We start from the raw sequence: 20,846 nt of genomic DNA on the forward strand, positions 1-20,846 counted from the left end.
CAATTTTTTTATTCTCAATACCGTTCTTCGATCCCAAATTTCTTCATCCGCCTCCACAAGCTGGTTTTGCTGATCCCCATCAGTTCGGCCGCCACATCCCGCCTTCCTTTCGCCTGGTTCAGGGCTTCTAAAAGGCGCTGTTTTTCTTCGCTGTCTCCGGCTTTCGCAAGCAAAGTCCGCCGTTTTTCTCTTTCCTCACCGTCCGTTTGTTCCCTCCGGACAGGTTCCCGGCCCTTTTCTTTCCGGCTTCCGGTTTCCAGTCCCTCTTCTTTGCGTTTGGCTGTATCCGTGTGACTGCTCCCGCTGCTGTCTGCCTGTTCCAGATCAGAACCGATCACTTCAAAGTAGCTGTCATTTAACTGCTGTATCACAAATCCCCTTTCTACAGTCCGTTTATTGGAAATGATGACCAGGCGTTCGCAGAAATTCCGAAGCTGCCTCACATTTCCCCTCCAGGGATAGTGGACCATCACATCCATCGCCTCCCGGCTCACCTCGATCTGCTTCTTGTTCAGCTCCCCAAAATGCTGGATAAAACGGTCCGTCAAGATCTCTATATCCCCCTCCCGCTCCCTGAGAGGCGGAATTTTTAACATCAGCACATTCAATCGGTAATACAAATCCACCCGGAATTTTCCCTCTTCCACCAGCTTTTTCAAATTCTTATTGGATGCGGCCACAATTCGAACGTCCACCGGAATCACCCGGTCATCCCCGATTCTGGAAATCACCCGTTCCTCCAATACCCTTAAAAGCCTGACCTGCCCCATGAGATCCATTTCCGATATTTCATCCAGGAAAATGGTACCCTTATGGGCCAGCTCCATCAAGCCCTTCTTTCCGTTCTTAGACGCCCCGGTAAATGCACCGCCCACATATCCGAACAGCTCGCTCTCCAGCAGGTTATTGGGCAGGGCGCCGCAGTTTACCGCCACAAAGGGCCCGTTTTTCCTGGAACTCTGGTTATGGATGCTCTGGGCAAACAGTTCCTTTCCCGTCCCGCTTTCCCCATAGATCAGCACATTGGAACTGTGTTTGGCAAACTCCCTGGCATAGGATTTGGCCTGTTCCATGCTCTGGGACTGGCCGATGATATCGTCAAAGCTGTATTTCGCCACCAGTCCTTTGTTGTAAAATTCCGCCTTGATCTTCTGTTCCACCCGCTCAATCTGTCTCAGCTCTTCAAAATGAAGGGCTGCGCCGCTGACCGTACCCTTTGAATAAACGGGAAAGCTGTTCATAACCAGAATCCGGTTGTCAAATTCCACCAGTTCCCCATAAAATCCAGTGGCCGTGTCCACCACTTTCTGCACCAAACCGGGCTCCAGGCTGGGAATGAACTCATAAATGCTCTTTCCGATAATGTCATTCAGATCACGCTTAAAGTACCGCTTCAACTGTCCGTTTCCCTGCCGTATAATTCCCTCCCGGTCCATGGAAATGACCGCGTTAAAACTGTTGTCCAATATATTCCGAATCTCGTCATTTTTCTCCTGAAGCTGTTTTCTGGACTGGGCCAGAATATCCGCCATCACAAAATTATCATGCAGGGTCTGGTTCTCAGATATCACCTGATAATAAGAATTGATTCCCAGCCTCCTCATCGCCGCATTGTGCTTATTTCCGCAGATCACCAGGTCAAAGCCTCTGGCAAGTTCGATCATCTCCTCATCCACATCACGGCTTCTGAAACACACATTTGTAAATTCCGCATTGAACAATTCATCCAGAATTTCCATATTCAAGGGCAGTTTATAACTGGATATGAGCAGCACTTTTCTCCGTTCCGCCCCGAAAAATCCAGGATTTTCCTTCCTGTATCCGCAGAGAATTGCAATGGTTGTTTCAAATGAAAATTTCAGAGGCATAACATAGGCGCGTTTTGCCATTCCGCTGAGCCTGCTGGACCAGCTTCCCCTGCACAGAATGATATCCACGCCCATATCTTCCCACTGGCTGATGTAAGCTTTCATTTCTTCATCGGACGCATCCCTGGAAATGTGGAAAAGGATCACTTCTACGCCTATTTCCTCAGCTAATTTATAAACTGGTTCTTCCAGATAGTCCTCCGTCAGCATATATAATATTTTTGTCATCTGCCCCTCGCCCCGTTCCCCTCTTTTGATTTATTAGTTCAATCATAAACATGTTTTTTTTCACTGTCAATCAAATGTGAAATCTATCATCCATTTCATATTGCAGTATTTTTCCTGAAAACAGCACAAAAGGTGAAACACTCATTTCTCATTCGAAATAAATGTTTCACCTTTCCTTTACCGGATTCTGGCGCCGGTGATTTTATGCATTACCGTTTTATCGGCCTCTTTTCTGGCCACAACCGCATGATCCGGTATGAGTATCTCGATTTCATCTCCCCGGAAACGGCATTTATAAGTATAGCCGCAGAGCAGGGACTCGCTCCGCAGGGTGAATACAAATGTATCCGGGCTTTTCCAACCGCCGCTCAGCATGGTCTCCCATGGATCATAATAAAAAATTCGGTCCAAATCCGCAATGTGATCCGGATCATTTTTATTGAGCAGATAGCCTGCGCCCGGATTTTTGATCCAGCGGCCATCCATGCCGCAGCGAAACTCCGTCTCTTTGCCCCTCCAAACAGAGTGAATCCGCACTTCGCCGTCCAAAAATTCAAATCCGATCTCTTGCTGGCCCGTCTCATTTTCCTCCAACTGATATCTGATCCTATGCACCGCTGATGCCGCCGTATCATCAAATGTTCCCGTCTCTGGAGCCAGGTTCAGCTCTTTGCACATCTTTGTCATCACTTCATAAGCTTCGGGATCTTCCTGTCTGGGCATCAGGTAAAGATGGGGGAATATCTCTTCAAAAAATACGTCCAGGATGCGGCGGTTATTATGCTCTGTTGCCATAATTCCCACAGCCATATTCTGATCCGGCAAAACGATGCCGAACTGTCCCTGTCCGCCGGACAAACGGAAACCGCCCGCCCGGTTTCTCCACATATGGAATCCATAGCCTGAATTGGAATCCGGCTGCCCGGAATTGGTATCATTGTAGTGATGGCTTGGGGAATGGTGCATGCCCGCCATAACCGCCAGATCTTCTCTCAAAAGCTGTTTTCCCTCCCAGGAACCTTTCTGAAGGTAGAACTGGGCCAGTTTTGTCAATCCGTCCGGATGAAACTGGATCGTGGAAGAAAAGAACAGTTTTTCAGGCTCCGTAAAGTTGTTGGTATATCCGATTCCCAATGGTTCAAACACCCGCGGCGTCAAATATTCGCCCAGATTTTGCCCGGTGGCCAGCCGTATCAGCTCATTCATCACATACTGGGCCCCCATATCGTAGCGGAAATAGGTCCCCGGCTCATAGGCCGGGCGCACCTCAAAAAATGTCTTGATCCAGCAGTCGCTCTTTCCCCACATTTTAAAAAGGGTGTCGCAGTCGTGTCCGGTGTTCATGGTCAGAAGATGGTAGATGGTAAGCCTGTTCCACCGCTCGTCCAAATCTTCTGGGATCCATTCTTTCGGCAGCCTGGGCACCACCAAATCGTGAAGCTTATAATAGCCTTCCTGAATCGCAAACAGCATCCCCGTAGCCACCACGCCTTTGGCTGCTGAAAAGATCCGGTGAAAACTGTCTTTCGTATACGGGGCCGCAACCGCATCGGCAATCAACTTCCCATTTCTGAGAATTTGGATACTGTGAAGTTCCAATTCCTCCTGTTTCATCCGTTTCAGGAAATTAGAAACAGCCCAGGACGGAACACCTTGAGATTCGGGAGTGGCCGTGGGCATAGTTCCTTGTTCCAGCATCATACTGTTCATGTTCTTCCCTCCATTGCATCTATGTATTAATGAATATATAGCAAGAAAGGAGCCAGGTTTTTGAGATAGGAATTTCCGATGAAAACACTTCGCAAAATCTTGAAAAGCAGGCCTGCACAGCCGGCAGGAAGCCCGCAGAACTATAACACCCAACAGACACAAGGGAAAAATAAGCAATTGCAGGCTTTAATTGCCAGGGGGGATTGGACTGCTGTATAATATCTCTATAAATCGGAATTTGTATACCCTTGGAATAAAACGCATTGACTCTGAAAGGAAAATATATGTTATCTCACGATAATTCAAAAATCCAGAACTGCAAACTGAACCTTTGGGCACGATTCCATCCAGGCTTTTCGCGCGATATACTGATTCCTGAAATAGAAGCGAACAGTACACAGTATCATGTTGACCCTTTATTGGTTGATAATTTCCGAAAATATCTGCACGCTGAAAATTGTCTTTATTTTATACACGGTTTCGCCGATGCTGATATTCCTGCTGGACAAGAGTACAATGCAATTATGCGGATCAACAATGGGGTAATTGAGCCGGATTCTATAATAAGATGTAAGGTAACCGTGTTATGCTTTTTCTCGGAATTTAAAACACAGCCAATTGCTAATGCCTGGAAGGGTTATCATGCAAGCTGTCAAATACAGTTTCATGATGGAATTCCTGATATAATACACGAGCTATATGAAATTACAGAAAAAAAGCCCATTAAGATTACACAAGAATTGTGCTTATGTTTGTTTGATACAGAATAAATGAGCTTATTCAGCAGGAGAAACTCCCGCTTATCGAACGGTTTAATTTCGCCTTATTGATAAGGGCGGCGAGCCGTCTCAAGCGGATAAGACGTACTTGACGAATCGGAAGTTGACGGAGGAAATGCCAGTTTGGTATTCCCGGTGCTATTGTTCATTATGTAGAACAATTTTATAAAAAGGGATATGAAGATTTACTGATAACTTCCGTTATTCGCAGACCGACATTGCATACAGTATGGATGATAAATAGGATAAAAAATGCAGGTGAAAACCCTGATAAATATGAAAAAATATTAAATGATATTTTGGAAAAGCAAGATATTAAAGAAAAAATAAAAAACTCTGTAAAAGAATTTATCTAAATAAATACCGGTTTGTGTACAGAGTTTACGCCTCTAACGTGCCCCGTGCTTCTGTCTCTCCGGGGAGCGCCGGATTCCGTCCGGTTACCGGCAGCCCCCGGGGATTTAGGACTGCCGGCAGCGGGACGTGGAAACCCGCCTTCGGTTTTCCACGTCCGCACCGCGTCCCTTATACCCCGGCATCACTTCCGCCAATCATTCAAAAAGCATTATCCGCTTTATCCCTGCCGGTTTAAAATCTCCATAAATTCCTCCCCAGTCAGCGTTTCCTGTTCCAGCAGATACCCGGCCAGTTCATTTAACTTAGCTGCATTCTCCTTCAGAATCTCCATGGCCTTCTCATACTGCTCCTTCACAATCCTCACCACTTCCTCGTCAATGATCCTGGAAGTTTCCGGAGAGCAGGCCAGGGATGCATCGCCGCCCAGATACTGGTTGCTCACGGTTTCCAATGCCACCATTCCGAACTGGTCGCTCATGCCGTATCTGGTAATCATCGCCCTTGCCAGTTTAGTGGCCTGTTCAATATCATTGGACGCCCCAGTTGTTATGGAATGGAAGATCAGCTCTTCCGCCGCCCGTCCGCCTGTAAATGTGGCAATTTTATTGAGGGCTTCCGTTTTGCTCATTAGGAACCGTTCTCCGGCCTCTACCTGCATCGTATATCCCAACGCTCCTGAAGTTCTCGGTATAATGGTGATTTTATGAACCGGAGCGGAATGGGTCTGGCAGGCTGCGACCAGCGCATGCCCTACCTCATGGTAAGCCACAATCCTCTTCTCGTCTTCCGATACCACCGCGTCTTTTCTCTGGTATCCAGCGATTACCGTTTCCACGCTTTCTTCCAAATCCGACTGGTTTACCACCCTGCGGCCCATTCTGACAGCTCTTAAAGCTGCCTCATTGACGATATTGGCCAGCTCCGCTCCGCTGGCTCCCGACGTGGCCCTGGCTACCGCATTATAGTTTACGTCATCCGACATTTTCACATCTTTTCCGTGAACCCGCAGAATCGCCTCCCTGCCTTTTAAGTCAGGAAGTTCCACCGGTATCCTTCTGTCAAAACGTCCGGGTCTTAACAGCGCCTTATCAAGGGATTCCGGCCTGTTGGTAGCGGCTAAAATCACCACGCCCTTTCGCCCGTCAAATCCGTCCATCTCAGTCAGAAGCTGGTTTAAAGTCTGTTCTCTCTCGTCATTGCCGCTCATTCCTGCCCCGTCACGCTTTTTACCGATCGTATCGATCTCATCGATAAACACGATACAAGGCGCCTTTTCATTGGCCTGTTTGAACAAATCCCGGACTTTAGCAGCTCCCATACCTACAAACATCTCCACAAACTCCGAACCGGAAATGGAGAAAAACGGCACTTTTGCCTCTCCAGCCACCGCTTTTGCCAGCAGTGTCTTACCTGTGCCGGGAGGCCCTACAAGCAGGGCGCCTTTTGGCAGAACCGCTCCGATATCCGCATATTTTTGGGGATTGTGAAGGAAATCCACAATCTCTTTCAATGCTTCTTTGGCCTCTTCTTCTCCCGCCACATCAGAAAAGGTCTTTCCTGTTTCCGATTCCGCATAGATTTTTGCATTGGACTTTCCGAATGTCATAGCGTTGTTTCCGCCCATCCGCTTCTGAAGCATCCGCCCCATCAGCTGCCCTATGATCACAAACATCAGAATCGGCATGATCCATGTCATGATAAAACTCAAAAATGGAGAAGCCTTCTGGGGAATCTCCTGGTAAAAGTTAACCCCTGAATCCATCAGCCGGTCAACCAGGTCAGAATCCGGCCATGCGCCGGTTTTATAAGTAATTTCCTTGCCCTTATCATTCTCAGCCCCGAACGTGATCTGGTCATCTCCGCGCACAACCCAGAGAATCTCCTTGTCGTTGACCATTTTCAAAAACTCGTTATATCCAACCTGTACCACGGAACGTTCCGCAGCCCAGGGCACCACTAAAAGATTCAGCAGCAGCGTTACAATCATAACGATTGTGTAATAATAGATCCATGGCTTTTTCGGCCTGACAGGTTTTTTATCATCTTGTATTCCCATACTCATAACTCCCCTTCTTCTGCAATATCTCATTTACAAATGTTTTCGCATTCATCAAGTCTTCATGATCCGGATGAAGCATGGCCTCTTCATAATTTTTAATCATTGTCCGGATCTGCGGCGTATCGGATACCCGTCTCATCTTCCGGTACTTTTCCAACACGCTGGGCGGCATCTTGCCCGGGCACAGAAAGCTTCCCAGATAAATGCTGTCGTCCGGTATAAAAGCTGCCACCTGATTGGCTGTTCTCTTATAGTATTCCGAATCCTGCCCCATTCCACAAGTGCCAAATAATGCAATTTGTTTTCCGTGAAGGGTTCCCAAAAACTCCATGACCTCACTGCTGCATGTCCCTCTGTTATTCCAAAAGCCAACAAAATACACATCAGCCTCATCATGATCATATTCTTCGATCTTCTGGATGTCCTTTGACTTACCCGGAAGAGTTTCAAATATCTCCATAGCTATTTTTTCCGTATTGCCCGTCCTGCTGGCATAAACAACCAGATAATCCATGATAATCCCTCCTTTTCAGGATATATAATCAAAGATATACCTATTTTCCACATAGATCAAGGCTTTACAGGAATTCTTTACCACTCTTTAGAATCTTTTTAGATTTCTAAAATTTCAAGTATGCCAATCACAATTTCAGCCGACCGTTCAGACGCAATTTCACAGTTCCGTTCAAAATTCTCTATCCCTTTATGTGCAGCTGTGTCCGTTATTGTCCTGACGCTCAGGAAAGGAACATGATTAACATAACACACGTGCGCAGCTCCGGCAGTCTCCATGTCAACGGAAAGCGGTGCGTACTTTTGATTGATTTCATTTCTTTTTTCATCTTCAATAAATTGTTCGCCTGTAGCCATCATTCCAAATAATACAGGGTATGCTGTTTGCTGACTATACCTCCTGGCAGCAGCCAGCATTTCCCGGCCGGCTTCAAAATAATTATTTTTCAGCCATGGATGGAATTCTGTTAAAATATCTTCGGCCACATCATGATAAACCATCCGTTCTGATATTACGGTATCAAAAAGCCGGACATTTTCGTCCATGCCCCCTGCGGTGCCGGCATTGATAATGCCGTCCACATTAAAAATATCAATCAGTAACTGGACAGCAATAGCGGCGTTCACTTTGCAAACGCCGCTGTATACCGCTACAATCTCAAGTTGTCCAATACTTCCGGAATAAAATTTCAACATGGCTTTTTCCGTAATTTGAGGAGAATGAATATATCTTAAAAATGGCGCCAGTTCTGTATCGCTGGCACATAATATCCCTATCTTTTTCATGAAAACCACTGCTCCTTTCGCCCTATCAAATTTTTTTTGCCGCCGGATGACGGATCACCGTTTTCAGTTTTTCCGGCGCTGTCCTCCTGGGATCATTTAAATAGATCTCATGATGCCTCCGGCTCTCAGAGAAATCATTTCTGTACCCATTTTCTTCTAAAAACCTGTCCATGGACGCAACAGTCTCCGGCTCATCATCATAACTTCCCAAATGCATGCACTGGACGCACAACCCTTCATCCAACAGAAACAGCTCCGCACAGCCGGTATCAAGTTTCTTTTTCCGGGCCGCCTCTTCTTTCGCCCAGTTAAACACTTCCTCCGTCACAAATTCAGGGAGACGGATCATGGCAATCCAGCAAAAGCCTTCTTTGTTGCTGTAATCAATCGTTTCGGCTTCATTTTCCATCCACCAGAGGCCTTCCAGGGGAGGAACTGTATATTCAAAAAAGCCTTCGATGGCATGACCTCTTTTGCTGCTCATGCGGATTGTGTAGGAGAGCGCATACAGAATGCCCACCGCTTGTTTATAAGTGCCATTTTCGTCGTTGGGATTTCCCATTCCTCTCACTGCCACAAATTTTGCGGGCTCTACCTGAACGATGGAGGGCTGGGTTTTGGGGGAATATAGGTGCTTGTACTCCTTTTTGTAATCATAGGCTGCCATACTTATCCTTCTTTCTGAAATTAAGCGTGAAGGCATTTTCGAAAATGGCTTCACGTTTTACTTTAAACCCCGAAGCCATTTTGCAAAATGCCTTCACACTTTACTTTAACCCCGAAGCCATTTCGCAAAATGCCTTAGCGCTTTACTTTAAAACAAGGATACCACACAAATCACGACATCCCCCTGTCATCTTCCAAAAATCCCCCATAAAAAAATCAGGAACCGCCATGATCCCTCAGCTCCATCCCTTCCAGATTCCCGCCGCCTCTCAAGCCCGTTCCTGATCCCTATATCAATATATCCCTATATCAATATATCCCTACAACACCTTACTCAAAAATCCCTTCAACCGTTCATTCTGCGGATGTTCAAAGAAGTCTTTCGGATTATTCTCTTCCATAAAATATCCCTCATCCATAAACATCACCCTGGTCGCAACCTCCCTGGCAAATCCCATTTCATGGGTAACCACGACCATGGTCATCTTCTCTTCCGCCAGATCCCTCATAACGCTTAAAACTTCGCCTACCATTTCCGGATCCAAAGCCGACGTCGGTTCGTCAAACAGCATCACATCCGGTTTCATGCAGAGGGCGCGGACAATGGCGATACGCTGTTTCTGCCCGCCGGACAACTGGTTGGGATAGGCCTCAGCCCTGTCGGACAGGCCCACTCGTTCCAAAAGCCGGACAGCCGTTTCCTCCGCGTCCTTTTGGGACACGCCCTGAAGCTTCATGGGGGCCAGGGTCAGATTCTTCATAATGGTCATATGCGGAAACAGGTTGAACTGCTGGAACACCATGCCCATGCGCTGGCGGTGTTTGTCAATGTCCGTCTTAGGGTCGGTAATGTCCACTCCTTCGAAAAAAATGTGGCCGGAAGTCGGTTCTTCCAAACGGTTTAAACAGCGGAGAAATGTGCTCTTTCCCGAGCCGGAAGGCCCCACGACGAACACCACGTCGCCCTGGCGGATATCCACGGAAATGCCCTTGAGGACATCTATATTTCCAAAGCTCTTTCCCAGATCTTTTACCTGGATTAAAGGTTTTTCCATACTAACGCTCACTCTTTCTCAGCCTCCTCTCCAGACATTTTACAAAGTAGCTGAATACCATTACCATCACCAGATAGATGATCGCGACGGCCATCAACGGCAAAAATGCATTGTAAGTACGGCTTCTGATAATATCTCCTCCCTTTGTAAGATCCTGGAGGGCGATGTAACCAGCTACCGAAGTTTCCTTTAAAAGTACGATGAACTCATTACCCAAAGTGGGCAGTACGTTCTTAAATGCCTGAGGCATGATAATATACCACATGGTCTGTGAATAATTAAAACCAAGGCTTCTCCCCGCCTCAAACTGGCCGGCATCGATGGACATGATTCCGCTGCGGAATATCTCCGCCACATAAGCCCCCGAGTTGATGCCGAATGCCAGCACCGCCGCCACAACTTTGTTAATATCCACACTGCCGAAAATAACAAAATAAATGATGAGGAGCTGTACAACAACCGGCGTTCCACGGATAATGGTCAGGTAGACGCTGCAGAGCGCATTGAGAATTTTCAGCTTTCCGGTTTTCTCATACGTAGAGCGGATCATGGCAACCAGAAAGCCCAGCACAATACCGATCAGGACCGCAAAAAATGTAACCGTCAATGTGACCCGTAAACCGTCGGTAATGTATCTCCAACGCTCTTTTTCTATGAAATTGAGATAGAATGCCCGTTTAAAATTTTCCCACATGGTAATCTTCCTTTATCTGATATTTATTAATCGGCTGTGATATATTTGTCTACGATCTTCTGCAGTTCACCGGATTCTTTCAATTTGGCAATCGCCGCGTTAATTCCGTCCACCAGCTCTTTATTGCCTTTTTTCACCGCGATGGCATATTCTTCTTCCGTATATGCTTCATCCAGAATCGCAAGCCCTTCATTCTCGCTTACGAATACTTTTGCAGGCTCGCCGTCAATGATAACCGCGTCAACTTTTCCCTGCTGAAGCGCCTGAACAGCTTCAAACCCTTTATTGTAACGGTCTACGGCATCATCGCCGAACTCATCGCTGGCGTATAAGTCACCGGTTGTTCCAAGCTGAACACCGATCTTCTTGCCGGTTAAATCAGCAGGCCCTGTCACTTCGCTGCCTTCCTGCACGATGATAACCTGGGTAGCTTTTGCATATGGGTCGGAGAAATCAACATTTTCCTGACGTTCCGGGGTAACTGTCATTCCTGCCGCGCCAAATGACGCCTTGCCGGACTGTACAGCCGGAATAATGGAATCAAACGCCATATCGGAAATTTCAAATTCTTTGCCCATCTCTGTAGCGATGGCCTTTGCAATCTCCACATCGATACCCACAATCTGGTCCCCTTCATGGTATTCATACGGCGGGAACTCCGCATTGGTTGCCATAATCAGCTTATCATTTTTCTTTCCGCAGGCGGCCAGGGATGCTGCCATACACACTGCCATAGCTAAAACAAAAATCTTCTTTTTCATAACATATCCTCCTCTTGCTCTCATCCGTTCTCTTCCTTAATATACAGAACAAATGCATAATTATTAATACTATCTCGTATACATTATATAGTATTTTTTAAATTAATCAAGTGGGAACTTCATTCACACCCGTGTTTCTTTCATTTTTCCCGTCTTTTGTCAGAATTTGGCGACCTCTTTTCCTATAAAAAAGGAACCGCCTGTGGTATACTATGAGAATTAACTCGCCTGCAGGAGGTACTTATGTCTTTTTTCAACCATCCGATTACCATTGCTGCTGCGATTGCACTGATTATTCTGATTACCATACCCCTTCTGTCCTATGTTTTAATCGTGGAGTGGTTTTCAATCCAAAACCGGATATTCCGTTTCGATGACCTGACCGGGCTGTATGACCGCAGATCACTGCGGATAAAAATCCAGCACCGCCTTAAACATAAAACAATAGGGCAGCTCCACAGACAGGACAACCGGATTCTGGACGCATTTGTTCTCATTGACCTGGACTGTTTTAAACAGGTAAACGATACCTATGGACATCCATGCGGAGATCAACTGCTTTCCCACATATCAGAAGTTCTTAAATCCAACATCAGAAGCACGGACATTATCGGACGCCTGGGCGGCGATGAGTTTGTCATCTACCTGCCCCATATCAAAACGATTTCAAATGTGAAAACAAAAGTTTCCAGGATTACCAATGCCGTTTCCTCTTCCCTCAGCCAGGTCCCCCAATGGAAACACGTAACATTCAGCATCGGAATCGCGCTGGCCCCAAGGGACGGAAGCGACTTCGACCGTCTTTACGAACGCGCGGATATCGCTCTGTACGAAGCGAAGAAGGCCGGAAAAAACCAGGCTGTTATCTATGGAAGCAATTTATGTAGCACCTTAGATGGAAGCAATTTACGCGGCACCTTAAATTGACATTTTCCATTCCCGGTGTTATCATAAATTCCATCGCAGTATGATGGCCGACATTTTTTACTTACGGTCATATCTGATAACAGCGAAACGGAGGATCGTGTTATGACAAAAGATTCTATCAATTCAAGGGTTGCCCTTGCTTTGGACAAACATAATAAAGGATATAACTGCGCCCAGTCTGTGGCCTGCTCCTTTTGTGATCTGGTTGATCTGGATGAAGGGGCGGTTTTCAGAATAACAGAAGGATTGGGGCTGGGTATGGGAAGTACGGACGGAACCTGCGGAGCCATTTCTGCCGCAGCTATTTTATCCGGCCTGAAACTGAGTACCTGTAATCTGGAAGCCCCCAATTCCAAGGCGGATTCTTATAGGGCTTCTAAAGCCTGTATGGACGCATTTAAAGAACAGAACAAAAGCCTGGTCTGCCGGGAGTTAAAAGGGCTGGATACACAGCAACCGCTCCGTCCCTGTAATGACTGCATCGCAGACGCGGTAAAAATTATTGCAGAACGGCTGTTTAACGAATAGCCTTCATTATAATTCAGGCTATTTTAAATGCCGCAAACGGGAAGTACATCAAAGACCTGCATCTTCAGAACTAAGCGGTTCCGAAATATGCAGGTCTTTTTCCATGTTATTTTTAATAATAGAGCGCCTTTCGCGTAAATATTGCGATACACTAATTTTGCGATACACTAATATTACGATACGCAAATTTTGCGATATGCAAATTTTGCGCTTTGCAGATACGCTGAGAATTCAAATTCCCGTCTGTGATTTCTTTATAATATCAATTACTTCCCTCGGATCATCCACGATATACTTAGGATGATATTCCTCCAGTTCCTCTCTGCTGCGGAATCCCCATGTCACACCGGCCGTATCCATACCGGCCGCCAGCCCGGTTTTCATATCCGTACTGGTGTCGCCCAGATACAGCCCCTGTTCCGGTTTCAGCCCTAATTCATCCAAAACCGCATATACTCCGGCCGGGTCGGGTTTCCGGTTCACTCCCTCTTTTTCTCCGGAAATCACGTCAAAATACCCTTTTCCAAACACGGTTTCAATATTTTCAATGGTTCTTTCATGGGCTTTATTGGATAACACCGCTATTTTCACGCCGTTTGCCTTCAGAAATTCCAGCAGTTCCCGGATGCCGTCATAGGCGTCAATCCGGTACAGGCAGTTTTCTTTAAAATATCTGTTATAAGTTTCAAGAGCTTTTTCATAATGAATCAGTTCTTCATCTCCGCAGTAAACGAATGCCCTCTCCACAAATTTCTTATATCCGTCTCCGACAAAAACCTTCGTATGTTCATCGTCAACCGGACCATATCCGTACTCGGCCAGGGTCAGATTAATGGTTTTCGTCAATGCATAAATAGAATTAATCAACGTACCGTCCAAATCAAATATACAACACTGATACATGTTTCCCTCTCATTCCGCCTGTGGTATCGGCAGTTTATTCCTCTTTTGACAGGGCTGCATGCATGTGGTTTTGGACCATTTCCATCACAATGGCCGCCGGCTGCTCCCCTGCCTGCTCACCATTATAATGGAAATGTCTCTAATATGCAACGGCAATGCATTTTTATTCTGCGTCCTTTTTAAGCACGCCCAGGATCAGGCATCCGATGGCCGCCCCGATGAGAACCGCCGCCAAATACGCCAATGGATTTCCAATGGTAGGAAGCACGAAGATGCCGCCGTGAGGCGCCCGCAGCGTACAGTCAAAGAACATGGAAAGTCCGCCTGCTACGGCAGATCCGATGATACAGGATGGAAGGACGCGGAGCGGATCCTGGGCCGCAAATGGAATAGCGCCTTCTGAAATAAAGGAAAGTCCCATAATATAGTTCACAATTCCTGACTGTCTGTCTTTTTCCGTGAATTTCCTCTTAAAAAATGTGGTGCAGAGGGCAATCGCCAGAGGAGGAACCATGCCTCCCGCCATGACGGCGGCCATCACCTCAAAATTGCCTTCCGCCAACTGTGCTGTGCCGAATACATATGCAGCCTTATTCACCGGGCCGCCCATATCCACCGACATCATTCCGCCGACTACCATGCCCAGCACCACTTTGCTGGTGCCGCCCATGCCGTTGAGAAGTCCGGTGAGGCCGTCATTAATCATGCCCATATATGGATTGATAAATGTGGTAACCACTCCCACCAGCAAAATGCCGAGAACCGGATACAAAAGTACCGGTTTAATCCCCTCCAGGGATTTTGGAAGTTTGCTAAACAGCTTTCTCAAACCAACTACAATATAGCCGCCTACAAAACCGGCAAATAATGCGCCCAGGAAACCGGCATTGACCGCTCCGCCTGCCGGATTGGCAAAGGTAGCCCCCATTTTTGCAACCAGGCCGCCCACAAATCCCACGGCCAGTCCCGGCCGGTCAGCGATGCTCATCGCGATATAGCCGGACAATACGGGAAGCATCATACCAAATGCCTGTTCACCGATTGTTTTTAAATAAGCCGCTAACGGCGTGTTCTTACCGAAATTCGCCGGATCTATCTCATAATTATCGAACAAAAATGCCAGCGCGATCAGAATTCCGCCGCCGATTACAAAAGGCAGCATATGGGAAACGCCGTTCATCAAATGTTTGTAAATGGCGCGCCCGATTCCGTCTCCGCCTGCCGCTGTTTCAGCGCTTCCGCCTCCGGCATGGTGGTAAACCGGGACAGTTCCTCCCACCGCCCTTTGAATCAGTTCTTCCGCTTTGTGGATGCCTTCTGATACAGGAACCATAATTACCGGTTTTCCGTCAAACCGTGCCATCTCCACATTCTTATCGGCGGCGATGATAATGCAGTCTGCCGCGGCGATTTCATCCCTGGTCAGCACGTTCTGCGCTCCGCCCGATCCGTTTGTCTCCGCCTTTAACGGGATTCCCAGTTTCTTTCCCGTATTCTCCAGGTTTTCAGCCGCCATAAAAGTATGCGCGATCCCGGTCGGACAGGCGGTGACCGCCAGGACACGGTAACCGTCACCTGCATTTACACCTCCTGCATTTACAATTCCAGCTTTTGCGTCTCCCGCTTTTGAATTTCCCGTCTTTGCATTTCCCGCCTTTGCATTTCCCGCCTTTGCATTTCCCGCATTCGCGGCTCCCGGCTTCGCTGCCTTTGGCTCCTCTTTCTTCTCTTTATCATACCGCTTGGCTTCGGTATCATCAATGATCTTCATGAATTCCTCTTTTGTTTTTGCCGAAATCAAAGCATCCTTAAATCCAGGATTCATCAAAAGGGTGGATAATTTGGAAAGTGCCTCCAGATGGGTATCCGCTTCCCCGTCAGGCGCTGCGATCATGAAAATCAGATTGGCTGCCGAACCGTCAAAAGCCTCATAATCCACTCCATCCGGCACCACGATTGCTGCCAGCCCCGGTTCCTTCACCGCCGCCACCTTTGCATGGGGGATGGCAATCCCTTCCCCTACCGCAGTGCTGCCAAGGGCTTCCCGGGCCAATATTCCCTCTTTATACCCAGCCCTGTCCTTGAGACGGCCGCCTGCCTCCATCAGTTCAACCAGCCGGTCTATGGCCTCTTCTTTTGAAGATACCTGTACGCCCAATGCAATACTTTCCATTTTCAAAAGCTCTGTAATTCTCATATTGCCCTCCTGACTAAGAGATCTGTTTTAACAGATCCATAATGAAATCTTTTTCCCCGATACCGTCTGAAAACGCGGTAGCGCTCCCGGCAGCCGTTCCCAGTTTCAGCGCATAACCATAATCACCTGTTTCCAGATATCCGGCCAAAAATCCGGCGACCATGGAATCACCGGCTCCCACCGAGTTTTTCACCGTTCCTTTAGGAACTCCGATTTTATGGACATCCCCTGCCTCAGTGACCAGTACCGCTCCGTCACCCGCCATGGATACCAGCACGTTTCCAGCCCCCAGTTCCTGAAGCTTTTTGGCATACCGGATGACTTCTTCCTCCCCATGCAGCTCGACGCCGAATATCTCGCCCAGTTCATGGTTGTTTGGCTTTATTAAAAATGGCCTGTATTTCAATACATTCATGAGAAGGTCCCTGGTCGCATCCACCGCAATCCGCACTCCCTTATTCTGAAGGCGTTCCATAATCCGTTCGTAAATATCGTCACTGATGGTTTTAGGTATGCTTCCCGATAACACCAGCACATCCCCATCCTGAATCCGGTCAAGCTGCCCGAACAGAAGATCCACATCGCCTTTCATAATCTCCGGTCCCATGCCGTTAAGCTCAGTTTCTTCGTCTGATTTCAGCTTTACATTGATCCTGGACATGCCATTTTTCACATGAATGAATTCCGAATGAAATCCCAGGGTCTTAGCCCCACGCTCAATCTCCTCTCCGGTAAAACCTGCGACAAATCCCAAAGCTGTTGTTTCAAAACCTAAATTGGCAAGAATTGCCGATACATTCAACCCTTTTCCCCCATAAAAGATGTGTTCCTCCGATGTCCTGTTAATTTCCCCAAGGGTGAAATGATCTACTTTTACTACGTAATCCAATGCCGGATTAAACGTTACCGTGTAAATCATATGTCACTACTCCTTTTCTTAATGAAATTTTATTTCATATCTATGACCTTATAATAATACACATTTTCATATCCGTCAATACGGAAATTTACATTTTTTAGCAATTTCTCGTAACAGTTCAGACGGCGGGAAAATTGATAAAGAAAGCTGCATCAAACTCGCTTGTAAGCAGTTTTCTTTATCAATTTTCACATCGGATGGACATCCGATGCTTCTTGACCGGCCTTTTCGGTCAAGAATATGAGCCGTCTGAACTGTTACAATTTTTCTATACAAGAATCCCGTTCGCGGGATTCTCCGCCTACGGCGGGTCGCTTCAGCGGCATAATTCCTTTCCGCCGTAGTGCGTTCCTGCCCGGAGGGCTTTTTTGTTTCATAGAACGAACTTTCCTATGAAACAAAAAAAGCTGCTGCACTTAGTATGCAACAACTTTCCATTTTTCATAGCATCAATCTTTAATTTTATCATCCGCAATAGCCAGTTCATTGCGCATCTGGATCTTATAAGCATCTTTCTTATTGGCGGCGATCAGCAGATAAAGCATCTCCACCACTGCGGTGGCAGAAACTCTGGAAAAACAGAAATCATCCATTAAAAGCTTTTCTCTGGTAGCTGTAATGATATGATAATCACTGCTTTGGGCGATGGGGGAATCCGGATTATTGGTAATCGCAATGATGGCGGCGCCGTTCTCTTTCGCTCCATTTATCAAAGTCAGCAGCCGCTTGGAATAACCGGAGTTGGAAATGACCATCACCACGTCTTCTTTCTGCAGGTTAAATGCATAGGATAACTGTGTTTCGATCACCGGGCCCGCAGTCGCTAAAATCCCTACCTGGTTCAGCTTAAACGCCGCGTCCATGGCCACCGGAATGGTATTTCCCACAGCCACCACGGCCACCGCCCTGGCGTGTTCCAGAACACGAAGAATCCGTTCCAGATTATTGATGTCCATCATGGCCACAGTCTGTTTCAGTTCTTCCACCTTGTTGGCCAGAATGTTCTGAAGCGCCTGCCCTAAATCCTCCCGGTCAATCTCATTATCGGCCTGGAATCCGTTCCCCTGTTCTTCAGCCAGTTCTCTGGTCAGCGTGATTTTTAAATGATGGAACCCTTTAAAACCGCATCTCCTGCAAAACCGTGATACTGTGGCATCGCTGGTTTTGCTGGCCTGAGCCAGTTCCGCAACTGTCATATCGATCACTTCTTCTCTCCGCTCCAGAATGCAATCCGCAATCTTCTTCTCCGCATCGAAAAAGAAATCGTAGTTAGAGCATAAAGTTCCCAGTACACTTTTACTTTCCTGCATCTTTCATCTTCCTCTGACATCATGTAATTTTATTTCATTTTTCTTACTATATCACCTTTTTTTGGAAAATGCAAACACCCTGCACCCGGGCCCGCCATGGGTGCCGATCACAGTTCCAATAGAACTGGTCAGACGGTTTTCCTTCCCCAGTTTCCCATCCAAATACGCTTCCAGCGGCTCCAGAACTTCCGGCTTTCCCGTATATCCGATACAGTATTCGCGCCCGGTCAGATCAGCTCCGTCCGCCTGCGCCATCTTCAGAATTTTAGAAAATGCCCCGTTTAAACCGCGGGCCACCCCGACTAATTTGATCTTTCCGTCCTCTTTGATCTTAATGATCGGTTTCAAATTGAGCATGGAGCCAACCACTGCTCCGCTTTTGGGCAGGCGTCCCCCTCGTTCCAGAAAGCTGAGATCACCGATCACGCCGTAAAAGCTGAAATTCTTCTTATCTGATTCCAATAGTCCGGCTATTTCTTTTCCATTTTTCCCCTCTTCCCTCAATTCCATGGCACGGCGCACCAAAAGCTGAAGGGATAAAGTGACCAGTTTGCTGTCTATCACATAAATTTTATCGTAACCGCAGATCTCTTTGGCTATGCAGGCGCTCTGATAGGTCCCGCTCAGTTCAGAACTGATAGTCATCACCACAGCCTCATCCCCTGCGGCTTTAATTTCATCGAATATTTCCACAAATGCATCCGGTGAAGGCTGGCTGGTGGTAGGCAGTTCCCCGCCCTCTTCCAGAATTTCATAAAACCGTTCCAGCGACAGGTCCACGCCGTCTCTGTACTCCTTGTCCCCAAACAACACCTTTAAGGGTACCAGCGTCACTCCCCACTCGTTTGCCTTCTCCACACCGATATCTGATGTAGAATCCGATATAATCCTCACACTCATATTTTGCCTCTTTTCTGTGCATTGTCCATGAAGTCCATTTTCGCAGCAGATGCCGCGAAAAGTAATCGTTCGGACGGCTTATCTTCCTGACCGGAAACTACAGTCAGAAAGCATCAGATATCCATCCGATGTTATTATGACAGCCTGGGGGTATATCTGTCAACCAATTCGTGCTATAATTATGTCACTGGAGGACATAAGATATGATAAATCACAGAGAAAAAGCAAAAGAGTATTTCCTGTCCGGTTACAACTGTGCCCAATCCGTATTTATGGCATTTTGCAGCGAAACCGGGCTGGATGAAGAGACAGCAGCTAAAATGGCATCTTCTTTCGGAGGAGGCATGGGACGGCTGCGCGAAGTCTGCGGGGCCGTAAGCGGCATGTTCATGGCTGTCGGGCTGATTCAAGGCTACAGCGATCCAAATGACATGGAGGGAAAAACCGCCCAATACGAACTGGTACAGAAGCTGGCCAGGGAATTTGAAGCCCAAAACGGCAGCATTATCTGCCGGGAACTTTTAAATATGGAGCAGAAAAAGGATGATCCGGCTCCGTCTGAACGGACCACGGAATATTATCAGAAACGCCCATGCGCCGAACTGGTGGCAGATGCGGCGGAAATCTTAGAAAGGATATTATATGCTTAAAATCGGATGCCATTTATCCTCTTCCAAAGGCTATCTGGCCATGGGGAAAGAGGCTGTAAAAATAGGAGCCAATACATTTCAGTTTTTCACCAGAAACCCAAGAGGAGGCAATGCCAAAGCGATCGACGAACAGGATGTCAGGGATTTTCTGGAATTTACGAAAGACCACGGCATTTCCCAGATCCTGGCCCATGCGCCCTATACGTTAAACGGATGTTCCGCCGACCCGGGCCTCAGGGAATTTGCCGCCAACACCATGGCGGATGACATGATCCGCATGGAGTATACTCCGGGCAACTGCTACAACTTCCACCCGGGAAGCCATGTAAAACAGGGTGTGGAGGCCGGCGTGGACTATATCGCCGCCATGCTGAACCAGATCCTGAAACCGGAACAGAATACCACTGTCCTTTTGGAAACCATGTCAGGTAAAGGAAGCGAGGTTGGACGCTGCTTTGAAGAACTCCGTCAGATCCTGGACCGGGTGGAATTGGAAAGCCACATGGGCGTCTGCCTGGACACCTGCCACGTTTGGGACGGGGGCTATGATATTGTCAATCATTTAGATGAGGTTTTAACGGAATTTGACCGTATTATCGGCTTAAAACGGCTGAAGGCCATTCACATTAACGACAGCCAGAATCCCTTAGGCGCCCATAAAGACCGCCACGCAAAAATCGGAGAAGGCCACATCGGGCTGGAGGCCTTAGTCAGGGTTATCAACCATCCGGAATTGAAGGGGCTTCCCTTTTATCTGGAAACGCCCAATGATTTGGACGGGTATGCAAGGGAAATTAAGATGCTTAGGGATGCGTATAAGGGGTAATTGATTATCTGGTGAAAGTTACGCAGGAAAGCGGGGAGCGGCAGCGGGCGGAGGGGCTTTTGGCGCTGGGCCGGGCAGGCCGTGGGCTGACTGACAGTGCAGGAAACCGGCTTCCAACCGTAAGTGAAACTAAGGCTGCAGGGATGGAAAAAGACGGTCCGATGCCCATTCACGGTAAACTCTTTATGGGACTTTACCGTTCAGTGGGCA

The 20,846-nt window shown here is 47.3% G+C and carries 21 protein-coding genes; 7 read left to right on the forward strand and 14 right to left on the reverse strand.

Features of this window, described 5'->3' with window-relative positions; genetic code table 11:
- Nucleotides 1-14 precede the first annotated feature (14 nt).
- Complete coding sequence (locus tag GPL15_RS08350; protein WP_215697896.1) at nucleotides 15-2,096, reverse strand: sigma 54-interacting transcriptional regulator; 2,082 nt, start codon at nucleotides 2,094-2,096, stop codon at nucleotides 15-17.
- 177 nt (nucleotides 2,097-2,273) lie between these two features.
- Nucleotides 2,274-3,806, reverse strand: a complete 1,533-nt coding sequence (locus GPL15_RS08355; protein ID WP_215697898.1) for a serine hydrolase domain-containing protein — start codon at nucleotides 3,804-3,806, stop codon at nucleotides 2,274-2,276.
- Nucleotides 3,807-4,090: 284 nt separating this feature from the next.
- On the opposite strand from GPL15_RS08355, the gene GPL15_RS08360 reads away from it, so the two are divergent.
- Nucleotides 4,091-4,576, forward strand: coding sequence for a hypothetical protein (locus GPL15_RS08360; protein WP_215697900.1), 486 nt, complete (start codon nucleotides 4,091-4,093; stop codon nucleotides 4,574-4,576).
- A 583-nt stretch (nucleotides 4,577-5,159) separates the two neighbouring features.
- On the opposite strand, the gene ftsH is transcribed toward GPL15_RS08360, so the two are convergent.
- The 4 genes from ftsH to GPL15_RS08380 form a co-directional block, all read right to left on the reverse strand.
- Complete coding sequence (gene ftsH / locus GPL15_RS08365) at nucleotides 5,160-6,998, reverse strand: ATP-dependent zinc metalloprotease FtsH (protein WP_215697902.1); 1,839 nt, start codon at nucleotides 6,996-6,998, stop codon at nucleotides 5,160-5,162.
- A complete protein-coding gene (gene bilS / locus GPL15_RS08370; protein WP_215697904.1) occupies nucleotides 6,982-7,515 on the reverse strand; it encodes a flavodoxin family protein BilS in 534 nt (177 codons plus the stop codon). The genes ftsH and bilS overlap by 17 nt, the downstream gene beginning before the upstream one ends.
- Nucleotides 7,516-7,613: 98 nt before the next feature.
- The gene (gene mtnN, locus GPL15_RS08375; RefSeq protein ID WP_215697906.1) at nucleotides 7,614-8,300 is read right to left on the reverse strand and encodes a 5'-methylthioadenosine/S-adenosylhomocysteine nucleosidase; all 687 of its coding nucleotides are present in this window, start codon (nucleotides 8,298-8,300) and stop codon (nucleotides 7,614-7,616) included.
- A 25-nt stretch (nucleotides 8,301-8,325) separates the two neighbouring features.
- The gene (locus GPL15_RS08380) at nucleotides 8,326-8,967 is read right to left on the reverse strand and encodes a GyrI-like domain-containing protein (protein ID WP_215697908.1); all 642 of its coding nucleotides are present in this window, start codon (nucleotides 8,965-8,967) and stop codon (nucleotides 8,326-8,328) included.
- 44 nt (nucleotides 8,968-9,011) lie between these two features.
- Here GPL15_RS08380 and GPL15_RS08385 point away from each other — a divergent pair, with 44 nt between their 5' ends.
- Nucleotides 9,012-9,251, forward strand: coding sequence for a hypothetical protein (locus GPL15_RS08385; protein ID WP_215697910.1), 240 nt, complete (start codon nucleotides 9,012-9,014; stop codon nucleotides 9,249-9,251).
- A gap of 35 nt (nucleotides 9,252-9,286) precedes the next feature.
- On the opposite strand, the gene GPL15_RS08390 is transcribed toward GPL15_RS08385, so the two are convergent.
- Genes GPL15_RS08390 through GPL15_RS08400 form a run of 3 tightly spaced genes read right to left on the reverse strand, consistent with a single transcriptional unit; the run spans nucleotide 9,287 to nucleotide 11,476 of the window.
- Entirely contained in the window at nucleotides 9,287-10,021 is a 735-nt protein-coding gene (locus GPL15_RS08390; RefSeq protein WP_215697949.1) for an amino acid ABC transporter ATP-binding protein, read from the reverse strand.
- Between the two features lies 1 nt (nucleotide 10,022).
- Nucleotides 10,023-10,715 carry an amino acid ABC transporter permease gene (locus GPL15_RS08395; RefSeq protein WP_215697911.1) on the reverse strand — a complete coding sequence of 231 codons (693 nt, stop codon included), beginning with the start codon at nucleotides 10,713-10,715 and terminating at the stop codon, nucleotides 10,023-10,025.
- Nucleotides 10,716-10,741: 26 nt separating this feature from the next.
- Complete coding sequence (locus GPL15_RS08400; RefSeq protein ID WP_215697914.1) at nucleotides 10,742-11,476, reverse strand: basic amino acid ABC transporter substrate-binding protein; 735 nt, start codon at nucleotides 11,474-11,476, stop codon at nucleotides 10,742-10,744.
- Between the two features lie 243 nt (nucleotides 11,477-11,719).
- Here GPL15_RS08400 and GPL15_RS08405 point away from each other — a divergent pair, with 243 nt between their 5' ends.
- Nucleotides 11,720-12,403, forward strand: a complete 684-nt coding sequence (locus GPL15_RS08405; protein WP_215697916.1) for a GGDEF domain-containing protein — start codon at nucleotides 11,720-11,722, stop codon at nucleotides 12,401-12,403.
- 102 nt (nucleotides 12,404-12,505) lie between these two features.
- Nucleotides 12,506-12,931: a C-GCAxxG-C-C family protein gene (locus GPL15_RS08410; RefSeq protein ID WP_215697918.1), complete on the forward strand. Its 426-nt coding sequence runs from the start codon at nucleotides 12,506-12,508 to the stop codon at nucleotides 12,929-12,931.
- A gap of 231 nt (nucleotides 12,932-13,162) precedes the next feature.
- Here GPL15_RS08410 and GPL15_RS08415 read toward each other — a convergent pair whose 3' ends face one another.
- The 5 genes from GPL15_RS08415 to GPL15_RS08435 form a co-directional block, all read right to left on the reverse strand.
- A complete protein-coding gene (locus tag GPL15_RS08415; RefSeq protein WP_215697920.1) occupies nucleotides 13,163-13,834 on the reverse strand; it encodes an HAD family hydrolase in 672 nt (223 codons plus the stop codon).
- Nucleotides 13,835-13,997: 163 nt separating this feature from the next.
- On the reverse strand, nucleotides 13,998-16,031 hold the full coding sequence (locus GPL15_RS08420) for a fructose-specific PTS transporter subunit EIIC (RefSeq protein ID WP_215697922.1): 2,034 nt from the start codon (nucleotides 16,029-16,031) through the stop codon (nucleotides 13,998-14,000).
- A 13-nt stretch (nucleotides 16,032-16,044) separates the two neighbouring features.
- Nucleotides 16,045-16,950, reverse strand: coding sequence for a 1-phosphofructokinase (pfkB, locus tag GPL15_RS08425; protein WP_215697924.1), 906 nt, complete (start codon nucleotides 16,948-16,950; stop codon nucleotides 16,045-16,047).
- A gap of 449 nt (nucleotides 16,951-17,399) precedes the next feature.
- On the reverse strand, nucleotides 17,400-18,260 hold the full coding sequence (locus GPL15_RS08430) for a MurR/RpiR family transcriptional regulator (RefSeq protein ID WP_215697926.1): 861 nt from the start codon (nucleotides 18,258-18,260) through the stop codon (nucleotides 17,400-17,402).
- A 51-nt stretch (nucleotides 18,261-18,311) separates the two neighbouring features.
- Nucleotides 18,312-19,160, reverse strand: coding sequence for a DegV family protein (locus GPL15_RS08435; protein ID WP_215697928.1), 849 nt, complete (start codon nucleotides 19,158-19,160; stop codon nucleotides 18,312-18,314).
- A 203-nt stretch (nucleotides 19,161-19,363) separates the two neighbouring features.
- Here GPL15_RS08435 and GPL15_RS08440 point away from each other — a divergent pair, with 203 nt between their 5' ends.
- The 3 genes from GPL15_RS08440 to GPL15_RS08450 form a co-directional block, all read left to right on the forward strand.
- Nucleotides 19,364-19,810: a C-GCAxxG-C-C family protein gene (locus GPL15_RS08440; protein WP_215697930.1), complete on the forward strand. Its 447-nt coding sequence runs from the start codon at nucleotides 19,364-19,366 to the stop codon at nucleotides 19,808-19,810.
- Nucleotides 19,803-20,636: a deoxyribonuclease IV gene (locus tag GPL15_RS08445; RefSeq protein WP_215697933.1), complete on the forward strand. Its 834-nt coding sequence runs from the start codon at nucleotides 19,803-19,805 to the stop codon at nucleotides 20,634-20,636. Before GPL15_RS08440 ends, GPL15_RS08445 begins: the two co-directional genes overlap by 8 nt.
- A gap of 11 nt (nucleotides 20,637-20,647) precedes the next feature.
- Nucleotides 20,648-20,846, forward strand: a 199-nt coding sequence (locus GPL15_RS08450) for a hypothetical protein (RefSeq protein ID WP_215697935.1), incomplete at its 3' end; no start/stop codon positions are given.

The organism is Clostridium sp. MCC353 (assembly GCF_018785315.1).
GTDB lineage: Bacteria > Bacillota > Clostridia > Lachnospirales > Lachnospiraceae > CHH4-2.

Bases quoted from the DNA above. Each gene is read 5' to 3' on its own strand.
- mtnN (WP_215697906.1), bottom strand. From the start codon at position 8,300: ATGAAAAAGATAGGGATATTATGTGCCAGCGATACAGAACTGGCGCCA.
- GPL15_RS08385 (WP_215697910.1), top strand. From the start codon at position 9,012: ATGGCTTCACGTTTTACTTTAAACCCCGAAGCCATTTTGCAAAATGCC.
- GPL15_RS08430 (WP_215697926.1), bottom strand. From the start codon at position 18,260: ATGCAGGAAAGTAAAAGTGTACTGGGAACTTTATGCTCTAACTACGAT.
- GPL15_RS08415 (WP_215697920.1), bottom strand. From the start codon at position 13,834: ATGTATCAGTGTTGTATATTTGATTTGGACGGTACGTTGATTAATTCT.
- bilS (WP_215697904.1), bottom strand. From the start codon at position 7,515: ATGGATTATCTGGTTGTTTATGCCAGCAGGACGGGCAATACGGAAAAA.
- GPL15_RS08410 (WP_215697918.1), top strand. From the start codon at position 12,506: ATGACAAAAGATTCTATCAATTCAAGGGTTGCCCTTGCTTTGGACAAA.
- GPL15_RS08360 (WP_215697900.1), top strand. From the start codon at position 4,091: ATGTTATCTCACGATAATTCAAAAATCCAGAACTGCAAACTGAACCTT.
- pfkB (WP_215697924.1), bottom strand. From the start codon at position 16,950: ATGATTTACACGGTAACGTTTAATCCGGCATTGGATTACGTAGTAAAA.
- ftsH (WP_215697902.1), bottom strand. From the start codon at position 6,998: ATGGGAATACAAGATGATAAAAAACCTGTCAGGCCGAAAAAGCCATGG.
- GPL15_RS08350 (WP_215697896.1), bottom strand. From the start codon at position 2,096: ATGACAAAAATATTATATATGCTGACGGAGGACTATCTGGAAGAACCA.
- GPL15_RS08420 (WP_215697922.1), bottom strand. From the start codon at position 16,031: ATGAGAATTACAGAGCTTTTGAAAATGGAAAGTATTGCATTGGGCGTA.
- GPL15_RS08395 (WP_215697911.1), bottom strand. From the start codon at position 10,715: ATGTGGGAAAATTTTAAACGGGCATTCTATCTCAATTTCATAGAAAAA.
- GPL15_RS08405 (WP_215697916.1), top strand. From the start codon at position 11,720: ATGTCTTTTTTCAACCATCCGATTACCATTGCTGCTGCGATTGCACTG.
- GPL15_RS08355 (WP_215697898.1), bottom strand. From the start codon at position 3,806: ATGAACAGTATGATGCTGGAACAAGGAACTATGCCCACGGCCACTCCC.
- GPL15_RS08400 (WP_215697914.1), bottom strand. From the start codon at position 11,476: ATGAAAAAGAAGATTTTTGTTTTAGCTATGGCAGTGTGTATGGCAGCA.
- GPL15_RS08445 (WP_215697933.1), top strand. From the start codon at position 19,803: ATGCTTAAAATCGGATGCCATTTATCCTCTTCCAAAGGCTATCTGGCC.
- GPL15_RS08380 (WP_215697908.1), bottom strand. From the start codon at position 8,967: ATGGCAGCCTATGATTACAAAAAGGAGTACAAGCACCTATATTCCCCC.
- GPL15_RS08390 (WP_215697949.1), bottom strand. From the start codon at position 10,021: ATGGAAAAACCTTTAATCCAGGTAAAAGATCTGGGAAAGAGCTTTGGA.
- GPL15_RS08440 (WP_215697930.1), top strand. From the start codon at position 19,364: ATGATAAATCACAGAGAAAAAGCAAAAGAGTATTTCCTGTCCGGTTAC.
- GPL15_RS08435 (WP_215697928.1), bottom strand. From the start codon at position 19,160: ATGAGTGTGAGGATTATATCGGATTCTACATCAGATATCGGTGTGGAG.